General features: G+C 71.6%; 15 protein-coding genes and 1 pseudogene. 5 read left to right on the top strand and 11 right to left on the bottom strand.

Going from position 1 to position 16,966, the window contains the following annotated elements:
* Window positions 1-146: 146 nt before the first annotated feature.
* Window positions 147-1,073, top strand: coding sequence for an SDR family NAD(P)-dependent oxidoreductase (locus IEZ27_RS32540; protein ID WP_189650747.1), 927 nt, complete (start codon window positions 147-149; stop codon window positions 1,071-1,073).
* Window positions 1,074-1,203: 130 nt separating this feature from the next.
* Here the strand turns inward: IEZ27_RS32540 and IEZ27_RS32545 are convergent, their stop codons facing one another.
* The gene (locus IEZ27_RS32545; RefSeq protein ID WP_189650748.1) at window positions 1,204-1,812 is read right to left on the bottom strand and encodes an RICIN domain-containing protein; all 609 of its coding nucleotides are present in this window, start codon (window positions 1,810-1,812) and stop codon (window positions 1,204-1,206) included.
* A 22-nt stretch (window positions 1,813-1,834) separates the two neighbouring features.
* Between IEZ27_RS32545 and IEZ27_RS55620 the strand changes: the two are divergent.
* From IEZ27_RS55620 to IEZ27_RS32560, 4 genes and pseudogenes are all read left to right on the top strand, one after another.
* A pseudogene (locus tag IEZ27_RS55620) lies at window positions 1,835-1,981 on the top strand (winged helix-turn-helix transcriptional regulator); the annotation flags it as partial.
* On the top strand, window positions 1,982-2,533 hold the full coding sequence (locus IEZ27_RS55345) for an RNA-binding S4 domain-containing protein (RefSeq protein WP_189650844.1): 552 nt from the start codon (window positions 1,982-1,984) through the stop codon (window positions 2,531-2,533).
* Between the two features lie 140 nt (window positions 2,534-2,673).
* Window positions 2,674-3,162 (top strand): GNAT family N-acetyltransferase, encoded by a 489-nt coding sequence (locus IEZ27_RS32555; RefSeq protein WP_189650749.1) that lies wholly within the window; start codon window positions 2,674-2,676, stop codon window positions 3,160-3,162.
* Window positions 3,163-3,354: 192 nt separating this feature from the next.
* Window positions 3,355-4,155, top strand: a complete 801-nt coding sequence (locus IEZ27_RS32560; protein WP_189650750.1) for a GNAT family N-acetyltransferase — start codon at window positions 3,355-3,357, stop codon at window positions 4,153-4,155.
* Here IEZ27_RS32560 and IEZ27_RS32565 read toward each other — a convergent pair.
* From IEZ27_RS32565 to IEZ27_RS32610, 10 genes are all read right to left on the bottom strand, one after another.
* The gene (locus tag IEZ27_RS32565) at window positions 4,101-4,775 is read right to left on the bottom strand and encodes an ABC transporter ATP-binding protein (RefSeq protein WP_189650751.1); all 675 of its coding nucleotides are present in this window, start codon (window positions 4,773-4,775) and stop codon (window positions 4,101-4,103) included. The two genes, IEZ27_RS32560 and IEZ27_RS32565, sit on opposite strands and share 55 nt — an antisense overlap.
* Complete coding sequence (locus IEZ27_RS32570; protein ID WP_189650752.1) at window positions 4,775-6,574, bottom strand: dipeptide/oligopeptide/nickel ABC transporter permease/ATP-binding protein; 1,800 nt, start codon at window positions 6,572-6,574, stop codon at window positions 4,775-4,777. Before IEZ27_RS32570 ends, IEZ27_RS32565 begins: the two co-directional genes overlap by 1 nt.
* A complete protein-coding gene (locus IEZ27_RS32575) occupies window positions 6,574-7,503 on the bottom strand; it encodes an ABC transporter permease (protein WP_189650753.1) in 930 nt (309 codons plus the stop codon). Before IEZ27_RS32575 ends, IEZ27_RS32570 begins: the two co-directional genes overlap by 1 nt.
* The gene (locus tag IEZ27_RS32580) at window positions 7,504-9,081 is read right to left on the bottom strand and encodes an ABC transporter substrate-binding protein (protein ID WP_229824554.1); all 1,578 of its coding nucleotides are present in this window, start codon (window positions 9,079-9,081) and stop codon (window positions 7,504-7,506) included. It abuts the gene before it with no gap.
* Window positions 9,082-9,177: 96 nt separating this feature from the next.
* Window positions 9,178-10,761: a PucR family transcriptional regulator gene (locus tag IEZ27_RS32585; protein WP_229824555.1), complete on the bottom strand. Its 1,584-nt coding sequence runs from the start codon at window positions 10,759-10,761 to the stop codon at window positions 9,178-9,180.
* 29 nt (window positions 10,762-10,790) lie between these two features.
* Window positions 10,791-11,645 carry a serine hydrolase gene (locus IEZ27_RS32590; protein ID WP_189650756.1) on the bottom strand — a complete coding sequence of 285 codons (855 nt, stop codon included), beginning with the start codon at window positions 11,643-11,645 and terminating at the stop codon, window positions 10,791-10,793.
* Window positions 11,638-12,957, bottom strand: coding sequence for a serine hydrolase domain-containing protein (locus IEZ27_RS32595; RefSeq protein ID WP_189650757.1), 1,320 nt, complete (start codon window positions 12,955-12,957; stop codon window positions 11,638-11,640). Before IEZ27_RS32595 ends, IEZ27_RS32590 begins: the two co-directional genes overlap by 8 nt.
* 9 nt (window positions 12,958-12,966) lie before the next feature.
* Window positions 12,967-14,280, bottom strand: a complete 1,314-nt coding sequence (locus IEZ27_RS32600) for a serine hydrolase domain-containing protein (RefSeq protein WP_229824556.1) — start codon at window positions 14,278-14,280, stop codon at window positions 12,967-12,969.
* Window positions 14,244-16,091: a S9 family peptidase gene (locus IEZ27_RS32605; protein WP_189650758.1), complete on the bottom strand. Its 1,848-nt coding sequence runs from the start codon at window positions 16,089-16,091 to the stop codon at window positions 14,244-14,246. The genes IEZ27_RS32600 and IEZ27_RS32605 overlap by 37 nt, the downstream gene beginning before the upstream one ends.
* Before the next feature lie 157 nt (window positions 16,092-16,248).
* Complete coding sequence (locus tag IEZ27_RS32610) at window positions 16,249-16,923, bottom strand: alpha/beta hydrolase (RefSeq protein WP_189650759.1); 675 nt, start codon at window positions 16,921-16,923, stop codon at window positions 16,249-16,251.
* Window positions 16,924-16,966: the final 43 nt, after the last annotated feature.

A 16,966-nucleotide genomic window follows, 5' to 3' on the forward strand; every position in this document is an offset into this window, starting at 1 on the left:
ACCCATTCTCGCCGTACGGCGACGAACGAGCCTGGGTACTGCCAGTCCTGGTGACGGACGGTGCACTGGCTGGTGGCGGCGCCTGAGACGAACGTGGACCTGCGCCCGAGGCGGGCGCCACCGGCGGAACAGCGAAGGAACCTGGCATGAAGCACACCCTTGTGATGACGGGCGCGAGCCGCGGGATCGGTCATGTCGCCGCCCGGCACATCCTGCGCCGGTCGCCGGAGACGCATCTCCTCGTCGTCGCCCGCCCGTCCTCCGGCGCGCGGCTCGCCGCGGAGCTCGCGTCGGGCGGGCACCCGGTCTCGTACGTCCAGGCGGACCTCGGCTCGCTGGACAGCGTCCGCGCGGCCGCCATCGAGATCCGCGACCGGCTCGACGGCGGTGACCTGCCGCCACTGCGCGGCTTCGTGGGGAACGCCGGCATCCAGTACACCAACGCGCTGACCGAGGGACCGGAGGGGCTGGAGTGCACCTTCACGGTCAACGTGCTCGCCAACCATCTGTTCGTACGCCTGCTCCAGGACCGTTTCGCCGCCCCCGCCCGGATCGTGATCACTTCGAGTGACACCCACTTCGGCGACCTCAGGCACAACCTGGGCATGGTGCCGGGGCCGGTCTGGAAGTCACCGGACACTCTCGCGCGTACGGGTGCCTTCGCCGAGCCGCACACCGCGGCCGGCGGGCGCACCGCGTACTCGACGAGCAAGCTGGCCGCGATCTACCTGGTGCACGAGTACGCGCGCCGCCTGCCGACGGGGATCGACGTGGTGGCCTACAACCCGGGGTTCGTCCCCGGCACCGGCCTGGCCCGCAACGCCGATGCTTTCTCCCGGTTCGCGATGCGGCGCATCATGCCCCTGATGAGCCTCACTCCGTTCGCCACGAGTCCCGACGCCGCCGGCCGCCACCTCGCCGACGTCGTCCTCGGCACGCTCCGGGCGCCGACCGGCTCCTACGTCGACCGCGACCGTGTGAGCCGCTCGTCGGACGAGTCCTACGACCCGCGGCGCGAAGCCGACCTCTGGAAGGCCGTTGAACGGTTGACCGCGGGCGCGTCCGGGTCGTAGCCGGAGCCTTTCGACCATGCTCGCGGACAGAGCCGTGGCCCGGCTACGGACAGGGCGGGACGATCGACTTCGAGGCGCCGGGCACGGCCTTTGCCGAGGCGGTGCCCGGCGCCGGGTGCTGTGGTCTGTCTTAGTTCGTCCAGCGTTCATTGACCTGGTCGTTGCAGGTCCAGAGGATCACGTTGTGGCCCCGGGCGATGCCGCCGTTGACGTTGAGGCATTTGCTCGTGCCGTGCAGGCGGAACCTCACCCATCCCGGTCCCCAAGGGTGTTCGAGGTCCCATCGCTGGTTCCAGCCGCCGTTGCAGCGGTAGACGAGGACCCACGTGCCGTTGGCGGTCTGCCCGCCGGCTGCGTCGAGGCACAGTGACGTGTTGTGGCACGGCACGATGGTGGTGTTGGTCTGGCCGCTGTGCTCCCAGCGCTGGTTCGCGCCTCCGTTCCAGGGCCAGACGATGGTCTTGGAGCCGGATCCGCCGGCTCGGTCGACGTCCAGGACCAGTGACTGCCCGTTGCCGTTGTTGGGCCAGATCGCAAAGGGGCAATTGGCCGCCGCCTGGTCGGCCGCCTCCGCCGTGGGCTCCGGTGTCGATGACGAGCTTGGTTCAGAGACCGGTTCCGAGGCCGAGGGTGAAGGTGAGGCCGGCAGGGGATCCGCGGCGTTCGCGGCGCCGCCGTTCACCACCAGGAACGACACCAGTCCGGCCGCGAAGACGAGACTTTTGATCGCTTTTCGCATGACCTGCTCCCTTAGTGTGGGGATGGAGGTCGAGCATGCGGCGGGAGATGTTGAGCATGCGTTGAGGAACGGTTTGGCGAAGGCCGCCCGACAGCTGGAGCGAGAGGGCCTGCTGGTGCGGACCGTCCATCCGACCGTTCCTCCCAAAGTCGAGTACACGTGCACGTACATGGCACTTGAGCTGCACGAGACCCTCCTGTCGCTGGTCGGCTGGGCCAAGAGGCACAGCGCCGACATCGCCGACGCCCACGCCGCATACGACGCGGCACAAGCGGCGGCGCGGCGTTCTCAGTACAGTGTCGGGGTGGCAGGTGAGCAGCCGAGTGTGCGGGTGGACAGCTGGATCTGGTCGGTACGGCTCACCAAGACGCGTTCGATCGCGTCCGATGCCTGCCGGGGCGGTCACGTACGGGTCAACGGGGTGCGGGTCAAGCCGGCGCACGCCGTACGGGTCGGAGACGAGATCCGGCTGCGGCATGAGGGGCGCGAACGCGTCGTGGTCGTCTCCCGTGCCATCACCAAGCGTGTCGGGGCCGCCGTGGCCGCCGAGTGCTACGTCGACAAGAGCCCTCCGCCCCCTCCTCGGGAGGAGACGGTGACGGTGGCCGTCCGGGCTCGTGGTGCGGGCCGTCCCACCAAGCGCGAACGCCGCAACATCGACAGGCTGCTCGGACGTCCTGAGGCGGAGGGGGAGAGGCGGCGCCGGCCGCGCCCGGAGTAGCCGGGCAGGAGCCGCAGTGGGCGGAGGCGCTTCGCTCATGTGGAGGTGTGGTCGCGGTGAGGCTGACGGGCGACGGCCGCCGAGGGTACCGGGGAGAACGGCCACCGGTGGATGTTCGGTGCCGCCGGTATATTGGGCGGATGCTGATCAGGGAAGCCACCATGGACGACTGGTCGGCCATCTGGCCGTTCTTCCGCGAGATCGTCACCGCCGGTGAGACCTTCACCTATCCGCTCGATCTCGGTCAGGAAGAGGGGCGCGGCTGGTGGTTGCTGCCCGCCCCGAACCGTACGGTCGTGGCGGTTGACGACGACGGTGTGATCCTCGGCACCGCGAAGATGAACAACAACCAGATGGGCAACGGCTCGCACGTTGCGAGCGCCAGCTACATGGTCGATCCAGCCCATTCCGGACGTGGTGTGGGCCGCGCGCTGTGCGAGTACACGATCGAGTGGGCCCGCGCGGAGGGTTTCCGCTCGATGCAGTTCAACGCGGTCGTGGAGACCAACGAGACGGCGGTCCGGTTGTACCGGCGACTCGGATTCGAGGTGCTCGGCACCGTGCCGGAGGGCTTCTGGAGCCCGGTGAAGGGCTATGTCGGACTGCACATCATGTACCGCGCTCTTTGACGGGTTCCCGGAACACGCCCGGACGCACTGCGGGCACCGCACGCACCGCTGAACGAGCTTGCGCCCCTGCCGAGCCGATCGCTGTCTGATCCCACGAAGCCCCGGATGCTCTTTGGTGTCCAGCACGATTCGGGGGCGCCGCGCCGTGTCGTAGCGTCGCCGTGACACTTGAGCGTTCGGAGGGCTGGCACGTTGATCGCGATCAGGGAACTCCACGAGATCGCGGAGTTCGAGCAGGCCAGTGGCCTGTTCGACGAGATCTGGCACTTCGACCCGGAGAGCCGGCCGATCTCGGTCGAGTTGATGCGGGCGATGTCGCACGCGGGCAATTACGTGGCCGGCGCGTTCGACGACGCGGGCCGCCTGGTGGGCGCCTCCGTCGGCTTCTTCGGGGCGGGCAACACGCTGCACTCCCACATCACCGGCGCGGTGAGCGGCCACGGCACCGGCTTGCAGCTGAAACTGCACCAGCGCCGATGGGCGCTGGAGCGCGGCATCGAACGCATCACCTGGACCTACGATCCGCTGGTGCGCCGGAACGCCCACTTCAACCTGGCCAAGCTGGGCGCCCGGCCCGTGGAGTACCTGCCGAGCTTCTACGGCGTCATGGTCGACGCCATCAACCAGGGCGGAGACTCCGACCGGGTGCTGGCCTCCTGGCCGCTGTCGGCGCCGCACGTGGCGGCTCTCGTACGGGGTGAGCCCTGCCGGCGGCCCCTCCCGGCGGACGCCGAGGTCGTGCTGGCCGACGAGGACGGACGTCCGGTGGCGTTCCACAGTGACGCCCCCACCCTGCTCGTGGCGCTGCCGGAGGACATCGAGACGATGCGCGTCACGGATCCCGGAGCCGCCAAGGCGTGGCGGCTGGCCGTACGCGAGGTCCTGGGCGGCCTGCTCGTGGAAGGCGGCGCGGTGACCGCCTTCCACGACAAGGCGTTCTACGTGGTGGAGCGGCCCAGCCTGGGCACGGCCTCCAGCAGCGACCGGGTGTAGTCGTGGGCGGGGGCGCCGACCACTTCCTCCGTCGGCCCCAGCTCGACGATGCGCCCGTGGTGCAGCACCGCCACCACGTCGGAGACGTAGCGCACCACGGCCAGGTTGTGCGAGATGAACAACATCGACAGCCCCAGCTCGTCGCGGAGCCTGCGTACGAGATTCAGCACCGAGCCCTGGACGGACACGTCCAGGGCGCTGGTGATCTCGTCGGCGACCAGCAGGTCCGGCTGGGCGCCCAGTGCCCTGGCGATGGCCACGCGCTGCCGCATGCCGCCCGACAGCTCGCGCGGGTAGCGCTGGGCCACCTCGGGCGGTAGGGAGACGAGCGACAGCAGATGTTCGACCGCCTCCTTGCCGCTGCCCTCGGCGATGGACGCCCCGACCCGCATCCGGGGGTCGAGCGAGGCGTAGGGGTCCTGGAAGACCATCTGGACGCGGCTGGCGCCGGTGATGGTGCCGGTGTGCGGCACCAGGCCGCTCACCGCCCTGGCCACCGACGACTTGCCCGACCCCGACTCGCCGACCAGCCCGACGATGGAGCCGCTCGGCACTTCGAGGGTGATGTCGTCGACGGCGGTGAACGAGCCGAACCGCACTGTCAGGTTCTCGATGATCATCAGACCTCCCAGCAGGCGACCTGGTGCGCCTTGCCGTACGACGTCAATGGGGGACGCTCGCCGGCGCAGCGGGCCGTGGCGAGCTCGCAGCGGGCGGCGAAGGCGCAGCCGTCGCCCACGTCGGAGGGGGCGGGCTGCCGTCCGGGGATGCTGGCCAACGGCAGCGACCTGTCGGTTTCCATGTCGGGCAGCGAGTCGATGAGCGCCCGCGTGTAGGGGTGCGCGGCTCCGGTGGCCAGCCGTTCGACCGGCAGGTGCTCGACGACGCGGCCGGCGTACATGACGACGACCACGTCGCACAGCTCGCCGACGACGGCGATGTCGTGGGAGATGAACAGGGCTGCCGCACCGGTCTCGTCGGTGACCTCGCGCAGCAGCTTGAGTATCTGCCGCTGCACCGTGACGTCGAGCGCGGTGGTGGGCTCGTCGGCGATGAGCAGCCTGGGGGTGCCCATCAGGCCCATGGCGATGACGGCGCGCTGCCGCATACCGCCGGACAGCTCGTGCGGGTGCCGGCGCGCCACTCGTTCGGGCGCGGGCAGGCGTACGTGGCCGAGCCGGTCGACGGCGCGCTGGTGGGCCTCCGCCTTGCCGGACCCTTGGTGGACGATCGCGACCTCGGCCAGTTGGCCGCCGACCTTCAGCGCGGGATTGAGCGAGGCCATCGGGTCCTGGAAGACCATGGCGAGCGCGGTTCCGAGCTCCTTGGGCGACATCTCGGAGATCTCCTGGCCGGCCAGCGCCAGCCTGCCCGCCGTCACCACGCCCGGGTACGGCACCAGCCCGCCGATCGCGGCGGCGGTGAGGCTCTTGCCGCTGCCCGACTCCCCGACCAGCCCGGCGATCTGCCCGGGCCCGACGGTCAGCGACACCCCGCGCACCGGCGTGACGCCGCCGGGGAAGGTCACCGTCAGGTCCTTGACCTCCAGCACCGCCTTGGGGTCCGGCTCACCGGGGTCGGGCGGCGCGGCGGGCCCGGCCTCGCGCGCGTGCACGGCGGTGCGGGAGGCGGCCTTGGCCAGCGCGTCCCCCAGCAGGTTGAAGCCGATGCCGGCCAGCGCGACCGCCAGGGCGGGCCCCAGTGCCACCTCGGGCGTGACGTAGATGCGGCCGAACCCGTCGAACAGCAGCCGCCCCCAGTCGAAGGCGGGCGGCTGCACGCCGAGCCCCAGGAACGACATCCCGGCCAGGCCCAGCAGTGCGCCGCCGAGCGCCTGGCTGAGGTTGAGGATGAGCGGCTCGGCGATGTTGGGCAGCACGTGTCCGGTCAGGATGCGCATGCGCGGCACGCCGAGCATCCGGGCGGCCGCGACGTAGTCGGCGCCCGCGACGGTCGCGGCCAGCGTCTGGGTGAACCGGGCGAAGCCCGGGGCGATGGCCACGCCGATGCCGAGCACCGCGCCCTTGGCCCCGAGCCCGGTGACCACTGCGGTGAACATGGCCAGCAGCAGGCCGGGGAAGGCGACGAGCGCGTTGACGGCGCCGGTGACGAAGCGGGCGCCGCGTACCGGCAGCACCGAGGGCAGCGCGCCGAGCACGGTGCCGACGGCCGCGCCGAAGAGCGTGGCCGCCAGCGCGAGCAGGAGAGAGAACCGGCCCGCGACCAGGACCCTGGCCAGCAGGTCGCGTCCCAGGTTGTCGGTGCCGAGCGGATGGGCGGCCGAGGCGCCCTGCAGGATGGCGCCCGCGTCGATCTTCTCCGCCGCCGCGCCCCAGATCGGCGGGCCTACGACGGCCAGGACCACCATGAGCGTGACCAGCACGGCTCCGGCGACGGCGGCCGGGGTGCGCAAACGCATCAGTTTTCCTTGATCTTGGAGGTGGGGTCGAGCGCGCCCAGGACCAGATCGACGGCGAGGTTCACGACGAGCACGATCGCGCCGTAGACGAGGATGACGCCCTGGGCGACGGGATAGTCCTTCTGCGTGATCGACTCGACGATCTTCAGGCCGAGCCCCGGCCAGGCGAAGACGTACTCCACCAGCACGCTTCCGGCGATCAGCGAGGTGAGCAGCAGCCCGCCCACGGTCAGCGTCGCGGTCAGCGTGTTGGGCAGCACGTGCCGCAGGTGCAGGCGGGCGGCGGGCAGCCGTTTCGACCGGGCCAGCCGCACATAGTCGGTGGCGAGCTCGCGCAGGGTCTCCACCCGGGAGATGCGGGCGATCATCGCGACCGGGCCGATGGCCAGCGCGGCCACCGGCAGGACGTACGACATCGCCCCCTCCTTGCCGGCCGGCGGGAACAGGCCGAGCCCGATCGAGAAGGCCGCCACCAGCGCGATGGAGTAGAGGAATTCCGGGACGGCGACGGCGGTGCCGGTGACCGAGCTGAAGGTGATCTCGGTGCCCCGGTTCCGGCCGTTCTCCGTGCGGATGGCCGCCCACATGCCGAGCGGTACGGCCAGCAGCAGCGCCACCACGGTGGCCAGCAGCGCCAGGCCCAGTGTGTTGGGCAGCCGGGCGGCGATGACCTCGCCGACCGGCTCGCCCGTGAGGAACGAGGTGCCGAAGTCGCCGGTGAAGATGTGCCCGACGTAGGTGGCGAACTGCTCGGGCAGCGACTTGTCCAGCCCGAGCAACTGCTTGCGGGCGTTGACCAGCTCGACCGGCGCGGCAGGGCCGAGCGAGGCCCGCACCGGGTCGCCGGGGATGAGATGGATCATCGCGAACGAGGCCACGAGCAGCACCGCCAGCGACACGACGAAGCGCACGAGGCGCCGTACGCTCACTCAGCCTCCCTGGGTGAGGCGGATCGTCGAGGGCAGGAACAGGCCGGCGATCGTCCGGAAGGTGGCGCCCTTGGTGGCGGTCAGCGTGTTGACCTCCACCACGGGCACCAGGTCGGCGGCGTCGAACAGGGCCGACTCCGACTTCTCCCACTTGGCGCAGCCCTCGGCGCCGGTCAGCTTGGCGGCCTCGGCGACCAGCCCCTCGTACTCGGCGTTCTTCAGGTGGGCGAAGTTGGCGCCCTTGGGGGCGGCGGGGCCGGACAGGAAACCGACCAGCTGCGAGGGCAGGGTGACGCCGATGGGCAGCCAGACGACGTCCCAGTCCTGGGTGGCGTTGAGCGACTCCGACAGCTTGGTGTCGATGACGCCGTTGAGCTTCACGTCGACGCCGATCTTCTTCCACGCCGCCGCCATGTACTCGGCGGCGGCCACGATGCCGGGGCCCCTGGTGGTGGCGTACATGAGGCGCAGGGAGAGTTTCTTGCCGTCCTTCTCCCTGACGCCGTCGGCCCCGGCCTTCCAGCCGGCCGTGTCCAGGGCGGCGGTGGCGGCCGCCGTGTCGAAGGCGGGCACGTGACCGGTGACGGTGTCGCCCTGGCACGGGCGGGGCTGCGCCACGAGCCCGGTGGCCGGCTTGCCGGTGCCGCCCGAGGCGATGCCGCCCAGCTCCTTCATGTCGAGCGCCTGGGTCAGCGCCTTGCGGACGGCGGGGTCGTGGCCGGGCCTGTCGTCGCCCTGGTGGTAGAAGAACTGGCCGTTGCCCTCCGACTCGATGATCTTGCCGAGGGCGGGGTTGGCCTCCAGGCGGGTGCGGTCGGGACCGAAGAAGGTGGCGGCGTTGAGCGAGCCGGCGAGCAGCAGATTGGCCGCGGTCTGCTCGTTCGGCACCACCTTGAGCACGAAGGTCTCGGGGATGTCCTTGGCGGTGCCGCCCTCGGGGCCCCAGGTGTACTCCCGGCGCACCTTGAAGGTGTAGTGGTCGCCGGGGACGGCCTCGGTGAGCTGGTACGGGCCGGTCCCGGAGGTGCCGCGCGCGAGGAGCGAGCGGTCCTTGACGGCCTTGCCGCAGACGATGAACAGCAGCCGTGAGCTCTCCAGGATGAAGCTGAACGGCTCGGGCGTCGACAGGGTCACGGTGCCGGCGGCCTCGTCGGCCTCGGCCTTCATGCCCGCCGGTACGAGCACCCCGTAGATGGGCGACTTGGTGGCGGGGTCGGCGATGTGGTTGACGTTCTCGGCGACGTCGGACGGGGTGAGCTTGGAGCCGTCCGAGCAGGTGACGTCCTTGCGCAGGGTGAAGGTCACGCTGTCGGGCTTGACGTCCCACTTCTCGGCCAGGGCGGGGACGGTCTTGCCGTCCGCCGAGGTGGAGACCAGGGTGTCGTAGGCCACCGACAGGACCTTGTTGGTGACCGAGAGCACGCCCATGGCGGGGTCGAGCAACCCGGGGTCGGCGGTGACGGCGGCGGTGAACGTGCCGCCCGTGACAGGCTTGCCCGTGCTGCCCGCCGTACCTCCGCCGCTGCCGCAGGCGGCCGCTAGCAGGGCCAACGCGGTGAGCACCGCTGTCTTCTTCATGGCGACTCCAGGAGAGCGTGGGGTGGTGACCCACATTCGTCCCTCGCGGCCCGACCTTCTTCGTCGCCCTTCACAAAAAGCGCGGACGACCTCGTGCTAGCGTCCGAAGATCCGCATCTGCAACATCACCGTGAGTCGCGCGTCGGGATCGGACAGATCGAGCCCGCTGATCTCGGTGAGCCGTTTGAGCCGGTAGCGGAAGGTGTTGGCGTGCACGTGGACCTTCACGCAGGCGGCGTTGACGTCGCCGAACGCGTCGAGGTAGGCCCGCAGGGTGGCCACCAGCTCGCTGCCGTGCTCGGCGTCGTGCGCGAGCAGCCGCTCGTACGGGCCGGTGGGCACCTGCTCCTCGGCGGCGACCACGTCGGAGACCTGGAGCAGCAACGACTCGAAGTGCACGGCCGTGTACCCGGCGACCTGGCCGGCCAGGCCGCGGGCGCGCAGCACGCGCAGCGCCCGGTCGGCGTCGGCGCGGGCCCGTGCGACCTGGGAGAGGTTGGCGGCCAGCCGGCCGACCCCGATGTTGGCCGCGTGCCGTGGCCCGACCCTGGCCAGGAAGGACTCGGCGACGCGCACGGCACGCCTCTCCTCGTCGCCGCCCGAGCTCAGCGGCAGGACGGCGTAGGCGACCGAGCCGATCATCGCGGCGGCCGCCTTGGGATGGATGGCGCCGACGTGCAGCGCCAGGGCGTCGCAGAAACGTTGCCGGTCGCTCTCGGCGCGCGCCGGGTCGGCCGCGTCGCCGTCGGCGAGCTGGGCGGCGAGCACGCACAGGCGCTCGGTGGCGATGCCCAGCCGGCCCGCGGCGTCGGCCGCGTCGGAACCGCCGGCCAGGACCGTGGACAGCAGGTCGGCGCGCAGCCGCCGCTGGGTGTCGGCGCCGGCGCGCTCGCGCAGCAGCTGCAGCGCGACGATCTTGGCCGCGTCGGCCAGGGCGCGTTCGCGCTGCGGGGTGAGCGGCTCGCGCACGGCGACCCAGATGGAGCCGAGGATCTCGTCCCCGATCCGGACGGCCACCGCCGCCCGGTTGATGCTGTCGCCGTCGAGCTCGATGTAGATCGGGTCGCGGCTCTGGTAGAGCTTCTTGAAGAAGCCGCGCTCGTCGAGCATGCGCTGGAAACGCTCGGGCACCTGGCGGCCGAGCACGGTCTCGACCCGGCCGGGGTCGGCTTCGTCCTGCCTGCCGGAGAAGGCCAGGACCCGGGTCGATCTGTCCTCGATGGTGACAGGCGCGTCGAGCAACGCGCAGACGGCGTTGGCCAGCGCGAACAGATCGCCCTGCGGCCCCTTCTCCGGCATGGTCAGGTCGCCCTCGGCGAGGAGGGAGCGCAGCAGCGCGGCGACCTGCGACCAGGAGGCGGCCCTGGTCAGCCCGAGCACGGCGACTCCGGTCTCCAGGACCTTGCTGCGCACCTGCTCGTCGACGTCGACGGGCAGCTTGACGACGATGCCGCTGGCCTCGCGGGCGGCGTCGAGCAGGTCGCAGATCGCGGTGGCGCCCTGCACGCCGACGGCCAGCAGCAGCCCGCCCGGCGGCACGTGGAGCTCGTCGAGCGGGTCGTAGATGTGCACCCCGGTGACCTCCATGTCGAGGGCACCGGGCGAGGCGGCCACGTCGAGGACCGTGCTGCCCAGGTCGAACAGGATCCGCTCCAGGCTGGTGCGCGGACGGCTGTTCATCCGCTCACGATAGTCGACGTAGACCGTCATCAGTCGCGTAGGTGTTCGACGGCGAGACGGGCGGCCTCACCGATGGCGGCGTCCGCGGCGGGGATACGGAAGGCCAGGTTGTCGCCGTGCAGGAACACCGCGACGGCGTACCGCCCGCCGTCGGGGTACTCCACGACGCCCGCCTCGTTGCGCACGCCCCACAGGGTGCCGGTCTTGGCCGACACCCGTACCTCGTCCGGGAAGCCCGAGGAGAGGCGGTGGGGCCAGATCTGCCTGCTCATGATGTCGCGCACCTCCGCGCACGCCTCGGCGGGGCCCGCCTCGTCGCGCCAGACGAGGCCGAGCAGGGTGGTGATCTCGCGGGGCGTGCCCGCGGTGGTCCGTTGCGGATCGCGTACGGCCAGCGCCCTGATCCGCTCCTCGGGGATGCCGGCCACGTCGATGGTGCCCAGCTCCTCGATCACGGACTCGAACAGCGTCGCGCAGCCGCCGATCAGGCGGGTACGCCCGAGCCCGAGGTCCTCCAGCGTGGCGTTGACGCGGTCGAGCCCCACCCGGCGCAGCAGCACGTCGGTGGCCGCGTTGTCGCTCATCGACATCATGAAGTGGGCCAGGTCGCGCAGCGTCAGCGACACGTCGTCGGCGCAGCCCGAGGTGCCGATGCCGCCGTCCTTGTCCGCCTCGGTGACGGTGAGCCGTTCGGTGCGGTCCACCTCGCCCGCCACGGCCTGCCTGGCGTACTCCAGCAGGATCGGCAGCTTGAACACCGAGGCCAGGACGACCGGGGCGTCCGGGTCGAGCCCGGTCTCGGCCTCGCCGTCCACGTCGCGGGCGTGCACGAAGCCGCGCACGCCCGCCGCCGCGAAGACCTTTTGCGCGTCCCGCTCAAACACGCGGGACCGCGCGGCCGTTGTGCAGGTGCGTGGCGACCCCGTCCCGCACGACGAACGTGACGGTGTCGTGCCTGCCCTCCTCGGGCTGCTCGGCGATGAAGGTGTCCTCGGCGAGGTGGACGTACCTGGCGGTGGTGCCCTGCTGGCCCATGCTGGCCATGAACGCGCCGGGGATCAGGGTGACCTCGACGCCGCCGCCCGCCGGCGAGACCTCGTAGGCCAGCTGGGGCCCTTCGTACCGGCCGGCGTACGGCGCGGGGTCCACGGCCCGCGGCTGCTCCGGCGGGGCGGGCAGGTCGGGGGCCGCCAGCCCGCCCTCCCTGAGCAGCGGCAGGAGCAGGTCGTTCATGACGCCGAAGAAGTTGCCGCCGTTCACGCTCATCGCGATCGCGTACGAGCCGTCGTCGGCCACCCGCCAGAACGTGCTCTGGCCCGGGGTCCCGCCGTCGTGCCCGTAGGCGCCCCAGGTGAACAGCTCGAAGCCGAGCCCCCAGTTGGCGGCCATCAGGCCGGGCACGCCCGGCACCTCGGTCTGCGGGGTGCGCATCGCGGCGACGCTCTCCGCCGACAACACCCTGGTGCCGTCCTCGGCCAGGCCGCCCGCGGCGAACATACGGCCGAAGCGCACCAGCTCGCGCGGGGCCAGGCACAGGGTGGCCCCGGCGGGCGCGTTGGAGCGGGGCATCTGCCACTGGGCGAAGACGTCGTTGCCCGGCCCGATGTGCCCGGCCGCCGCGCGGAACAGCACGGCCTCCTCGGCCAGCAGCGCCGCGTGGGTGGCGCCGAGCGGCGTCAGCAGGTGCTCCCGCATGGCCTGTTCCCAGGTCGTGCCGCGCAGCCTGGCCACGATGGCGCCGAGCACGCAGTAGCCGGCGTTGCAGTACGAGAACAGCTCGCCCGGCTCGTGCACCTTGCCCGCGCCGTGCAGGTAGGCCACGAACCTGTCGAGGCTGTCGTCGCCGCGCCCGGTGTCCTCGAACAGGTCGCCGTCGAAGCCGCCGGTGTGCGTCAGCAGCTGCCTGACGCTGATCACGGCGTCGTAGGACAGGGCGAACTCGGGCAGGTACGCCCCGACCTCCTCGTCCAGGTCGAGCAGGCCCTCCTCGGCCAGCTGCATGATCAGCGCGGCCGTCCACACCTTGGTGGTGGAGCCGACCTGGAAGACGCTGTCGGGGGTGGTCTCCACGCCGGTGTCCCGGTTGACCACGCCCGTGGCCGCCTCGTGCAGCCGGCCACCGGTCCACACCGCGATGGCGGCGCCGGGCACGTCGTGGGCCGCGGCCGCTTCGTCGAGGCGTTTCTGCAGATCCATGTGGTCTCCTCAGGCGATCTTGGGGGTGGCGCGGACACCGAGGTGGAAGTAGGGCGAGCCGTCGTCGAGCTGGTAGAACACGCCGGAGACCCAGTCGGGGTCGCCCTCGCGGCGGCCGACGAAGGTGACGTCGTCGACCGCGACGAGGTCGAGGTCGAACGGCTCCTGAAGGGCGGCGAGCGCGCCCGTCGCCTCGACGCGCATCCTGAGCGCGCCGTCGTGCACGCTGGCGGTCATGCGGGCGCCGACCCGCTCGTAGACGCCGGCGTAATGCTCGACGTCCACCTGCACGGGGGTCTCCGGCGGGCCGAGCACCGGCGGCACGGCCAGGCCGTCGAGCTCGGCGAACAGCTCGGTGGCCACCGCGTGGGTGAGGGCGCCGCTGTGGCCGCCGTTGGTGGTCACGCACACGACGGTGCCGGTGTCGGGCACGGCCCAGAGCATGGCGTGCTGGCCGATGGTGTTGCCGCCGTGCGAGATGACGCGGTGGCCCGACCACTCGTCCAGGATCCAGCCGATGCCCCACTGCCTGCCCAGGGTGTGCGGGTTGGGGATGTCGACCTGCGGCTCCCACATCGCCCGCGGGTCGTCCAGCAGGCCGCCCTCAAGATGGGCGCGGCCGAAGGCGACCACGTCGCGCGGACGGGCGCAGATGAGGCCGGCCGGGCCGCACGACCGCATGAGGCCCCACACCGGGGCCGCCTTGCCGTTCTCGACGTGGCCGTGCGCGGCGCGGAAGCGCAGCACGTCCTCCGGCAGCGTCCAGGTGTGGGTCAGGCCGAGCGGCTCGCAGATGTTCTCGCGCAGCACCGCGTCCCAGGTCTTGCCCTCCAGCACCTCCAGGATGCGCCCGGCGATGACGAAGCCGGAGTTGCAGTACGACTGGGTGGCGCCGAGCGGGTGGTTCTGGGCCAGGTCGGCGCAGGCCTCGACGTACTTCTCGACGCAGTCGTCGCCGCGGCCGGTGTCGAGGAACAGGTCGCCGTCGATGCCACTGGTGTGCGACAGCAGGTGCCGGACCGTGACGGTCTTGGTCACCTCGGCGTCGGCGACCCGGAAGCCGGGCAGCAGCTCGGCGACCGGCGTGTCCAGGGTCAGCCGGCCGCGCTCGACCTGCTGCATGAGCAGGGTGGCGGTCCAGACCTTGGAGACCGAGCCGATCTGGAACAGCGAGTCGGGGGTCGCCTCGACGCCGGTGTCGACGTTGAGCACGCCCGCGGCGAACTCGTGGAGTTCCCCGTTGTGCAGGTAGGCGAGTGCCGCGCCCGGGACCTCGTACTTCTCGATCAGTTCGGCGAGCCGCTGACCCATTGTTCCAGCCACGTGAGGATCCTTTCGTTGTAGTCGAAGCGGTGCGAAGGCCGTCCGTTGACGATGAACAGGTGCGAGCCACCGGGATAGCGGACCAGGCGGACCGGCACCCGGCGTTCGCGCAGCGCCTCGAACCACTGCTCGGCCTGGCCGACGGGGCAGCGGTCGTCCGCACCGCCGTGCAGGATCAGGGTCGGGGTGACGACGTCGCCGACGTTGGTGATCGGCGACTGCTCGACGAACTCCCCTCTGACCTCGTGCTTGGCCAGGAAGTAGCCGAGGTCGGCGGTGCCTGCCATGCTGCGCAGGTCGACCACGACCCCGCCGGGCACGGCCGCGGCGAAGCGTCCGGTCCGGCTGGTGAGCCAGCAGGTCATGTAGCCGCCGTAGCTGTAGCCGGTGACCGCCAGCCGGGCGGGGTCGGCGACGCCCTCCTCGACCAGGACGTCGAGCGGGGTCAGGAAGTCGTCCTCGTCCGAGATGCCCCAGGCGCCGGCCGTGGCGGTGTAGAACGCCTCACCGTACCCGTCGCTGGCCCGGGGGTTCACCAGCAGCACGGTCCAGCCCTGGGCGGCGAGCGCCTGGTGGTAGAGGTGGACGCCGTCGAAGACGGGCGCCCAGGCGTTGTGCGGGCCGCCGTGGATGTCCAGCAGCAGCGGGCCCGGCTCGGTCAGCGTCTCGTCGCGCAGCACGAACGCCTCGACCGGCGTCCCGTCGGGGGCGGAGAAGGTACGGCTGCGCGGCTGGAACAGCTCGACACCCTCGGGGGCGTGGTCGGTGAGGGCCTCGCCGTCGAGGTAGACGTCGCCGGCGCTGCACGGGGTGGAGGCGACGTAGGCCACCCGGCCGGCGGCGACGCTGACGCCGGCCACGTTGTGCTCGCCGTCGACGATCCGCTCGGCGACGCCGCCGGGCGCCAGCCGGTACAGGTGGGTGAGTCCGCGGTCGCGGACGCAGAACAGCAGGTCATCGCCGTTGATCGTGGGCGTCGCCCCCGGGTAGGCGGGCGCGCCGATCATCACGTTGCGGTCGAGGCCGGTCTGGATCTCGGCGAAGTCATCCCCTTCCAGGGCGAACAGGCGGGTATGCCCCTCGGGCACCTCCCGGTAACCGGCCACGACCCAGCGTCCGCCCAGCCACCAGACGCCCGCGCAGATCACGCCGGCACCGCCCGCGCGTTCGAGCGCGCCGTCCTGCTTGGGCTCGACCAGGTAGAGGCCGCCGCAGATGTCCAGGTCGCGGTCAGGGTCCAGGCCGGCGGTGAAGGCCAGCAGGTCGCCGTCCGGGGCCCAGGCGGGCGGGCCGGCGTGGAAGTCGCCCGAGGTCACCTGCGCCGAGGCGCCGTCCTCGACGTCGACGACGAACAGGTGCGTGGTCAGGCCGCGCAGCAGGCCGGCGCCGTCGGCCTTGTACTCCAGCGTGTCGATGACGATCGGCGCGTTCTGGTCCACCTCGCCGGTCGGCCCGGCGTAGGCGATGCGGGTGCCGTCGGGCGACCAGACGGGCACGCCGGCGCCGAGCGGCGCAGAGGTGAGGACGCGCGGCTCGCCGCCGTCCATGGGCAGCAGGTGGATCTGCGGCGGCCCGCCGGCCGGGCGCAGGAAGGCGAGGGTGCGGCCGTCGGGTGACCAGCGGGGGGCCGCGCCGGTCGCCAGTCTGCGTGGGGTGGCACCGGGAGCGGCCAACCAGATCTCGGTCACGTTGGCGTCGGACTCTCGGTCCGCGGTCGTCAGGGTGTAGGCGACCGCGGAGCCGTCAGGGCGCAGCTGCGGATCGCCGGGTAGGGCCAGGCCGTACAGGTCGTCGAGGGAGAGGCGGCGCATGACCGAACGCTAGGCCAGGCTGCCGCGGTCCTCTTCATCGTGGACGACGAATGGCGCCTGAAACCTTGTGCCCGCCGCCAAAGCGCCTGGCATGGTCGCCGAGATCCCGCCGTCGGCCCCTAAGGCGGATGAGGTGGCCGGCCGCGTCGGGCAGGGTTCAGTCGGCCGCGGACCGCACGATGTCGTCGATGAGAGCGGCCAGACGGTGCGGCTGGGACAGGAACGGAGAGTGGCCGCTGGTCAGCCTGCGGATCTCGGCGGCCTGGGCTGCCATCCGCTCTTGCAGGGCGGGCGGGAGGGCCTGGTCCCGCTCGGCGATGATGTAGGTGGAGGGGATGTCGTGCCAGCCGGCCGTGTCGGCCTTCTCCGTGAAGGACCGCGTGGTCTGGTTGACCAGGCGGCTCATCTCCTGCTCGGCCTCGGCGTCCGGCAGGTCGCCGTAGAGCGAGGTGCGTGGCTGGTCGACGAGGGGGAACAGGCCGCTCGTGTCGTCGGGGTCCGGCAGGCCGTGGAGGTTGCACAACGACTGTCCCCGGTCCGGCATGTACGCGGCCAGGTAGATCAGCCGCTCGACGTTGCCCGCCCCGGCGGCGGCCTCGGTCGCCGGGATGCCGCCGTAGGAGTGGGCGAGCAGCACGATCGGGCCTTCGACCGCGGCCAGTTCCCCCGCCAGTACGGCGGCGTCGTCGTGCATGCCCGCGGTGGGACGTTCACCGGCGCTCGGAAGCGCGGGCGTGCGCGTGGCGTAGCCGAGTGTGTGCAGTTCGGGCTCGAACCTCGTCCAGGTGCTCGGCCGGTGCCAGGCGCCGTGGATCAGCATGACGGTGGTCATGGCAGGGACTCCTATGTGATCGATGGTGACATAGGTGGATGCG

The sequence above is a fragment of the Nonomuraea spiralis genome (assembly GCF_014648435.1).
GTDB lineage: Bacteria > Actinomycetota > Actinomycetes > Streptosporangiales > Streptosporangiaceae > Nonomuraea > Nonomuraea spiralis.

Bases quoted from the DNA above. Each gene is read 5' to 3' on its own strand.
- IEZ27_RS32545 (WP_189650748.1), bottom strand. From the start codon at position 1,812: ATGCGAAAAGCGATCAAAAGTCTCGTCTTCGCGGCCGGACTGGTGTCG.
- IEZ27_RS32540 (WP_189650747.1), top strand. From the start codon at position 147: ATGAAGCACACCCTTGTGATGACGGGCGCGAGCCGCGGGATCGGTCAT.
- IEZ27_RS32610 (WP_189650759.1), bottom strand. From the start codon at position 16,923: ATGACCACCGTCATGCTGATCCACGGCGCCTGGCACCGGCCGAGCACC.
- IEZ27_RS32570 (WP_189650752.1), bottom strand. From the start codon at position 6,574: ATGCGTTTGCGCACCCCGGCCGCCGTCGCCGGAGCCGTGCTGGTCACG.
- IEZ27_RS32585 (WP_229824555.1), bottom strand. From the start codon at position 10,761: ATGAACAGCCGTCCGCGCACCAGCCTGGAGCGGATCCTGTTCGACCTG.
- IEZ27_RS32565 (WP_189650751.1), bottom strand. From the start codon at position 4,775: ATGATCATCGAGAACCTGACAGTGCGGTTCGGCTCGTTCACCGCCGTC.
- IEZ27_RS55345 (WP_189650844.1), top strand. From the start codon at position 1,982: ATGGCACTTGAGCTGCACGAGACCCTCCTGTCGCTGGTCGGCTGGGCC.
- IEZ27_RS32555 (WP_189650749.1), top strand. From the start codon at position 2,674: ATGCTGATCAGGGAAGCCACCATGGACGACTGGTCGGCCATCTGGCCG.
- IEZ27_RS32580 (WP_229824554.1), bottom strand. From the start codon at position 9,081: ATGAAGAAGACAGCGGTGCTCACCGCGTTGGCCCTGCTAGCGGCCGCC.
- IEZ27_RS32595 (WP_189650757.1), bottom strand. From the start codon at position 12,957: ATGGATCTGCAGAAACGCCTCGACGAAGCGGCCGCGGCCCACGACGTG.
- IEZ27_RS32605 (WP_189650758.1), bottom strand. From the start codon at position 16,091: ATGCGCCGCCTCTCCCTCGACGACCTGTACGGCCTGGCCCTACCCGGC.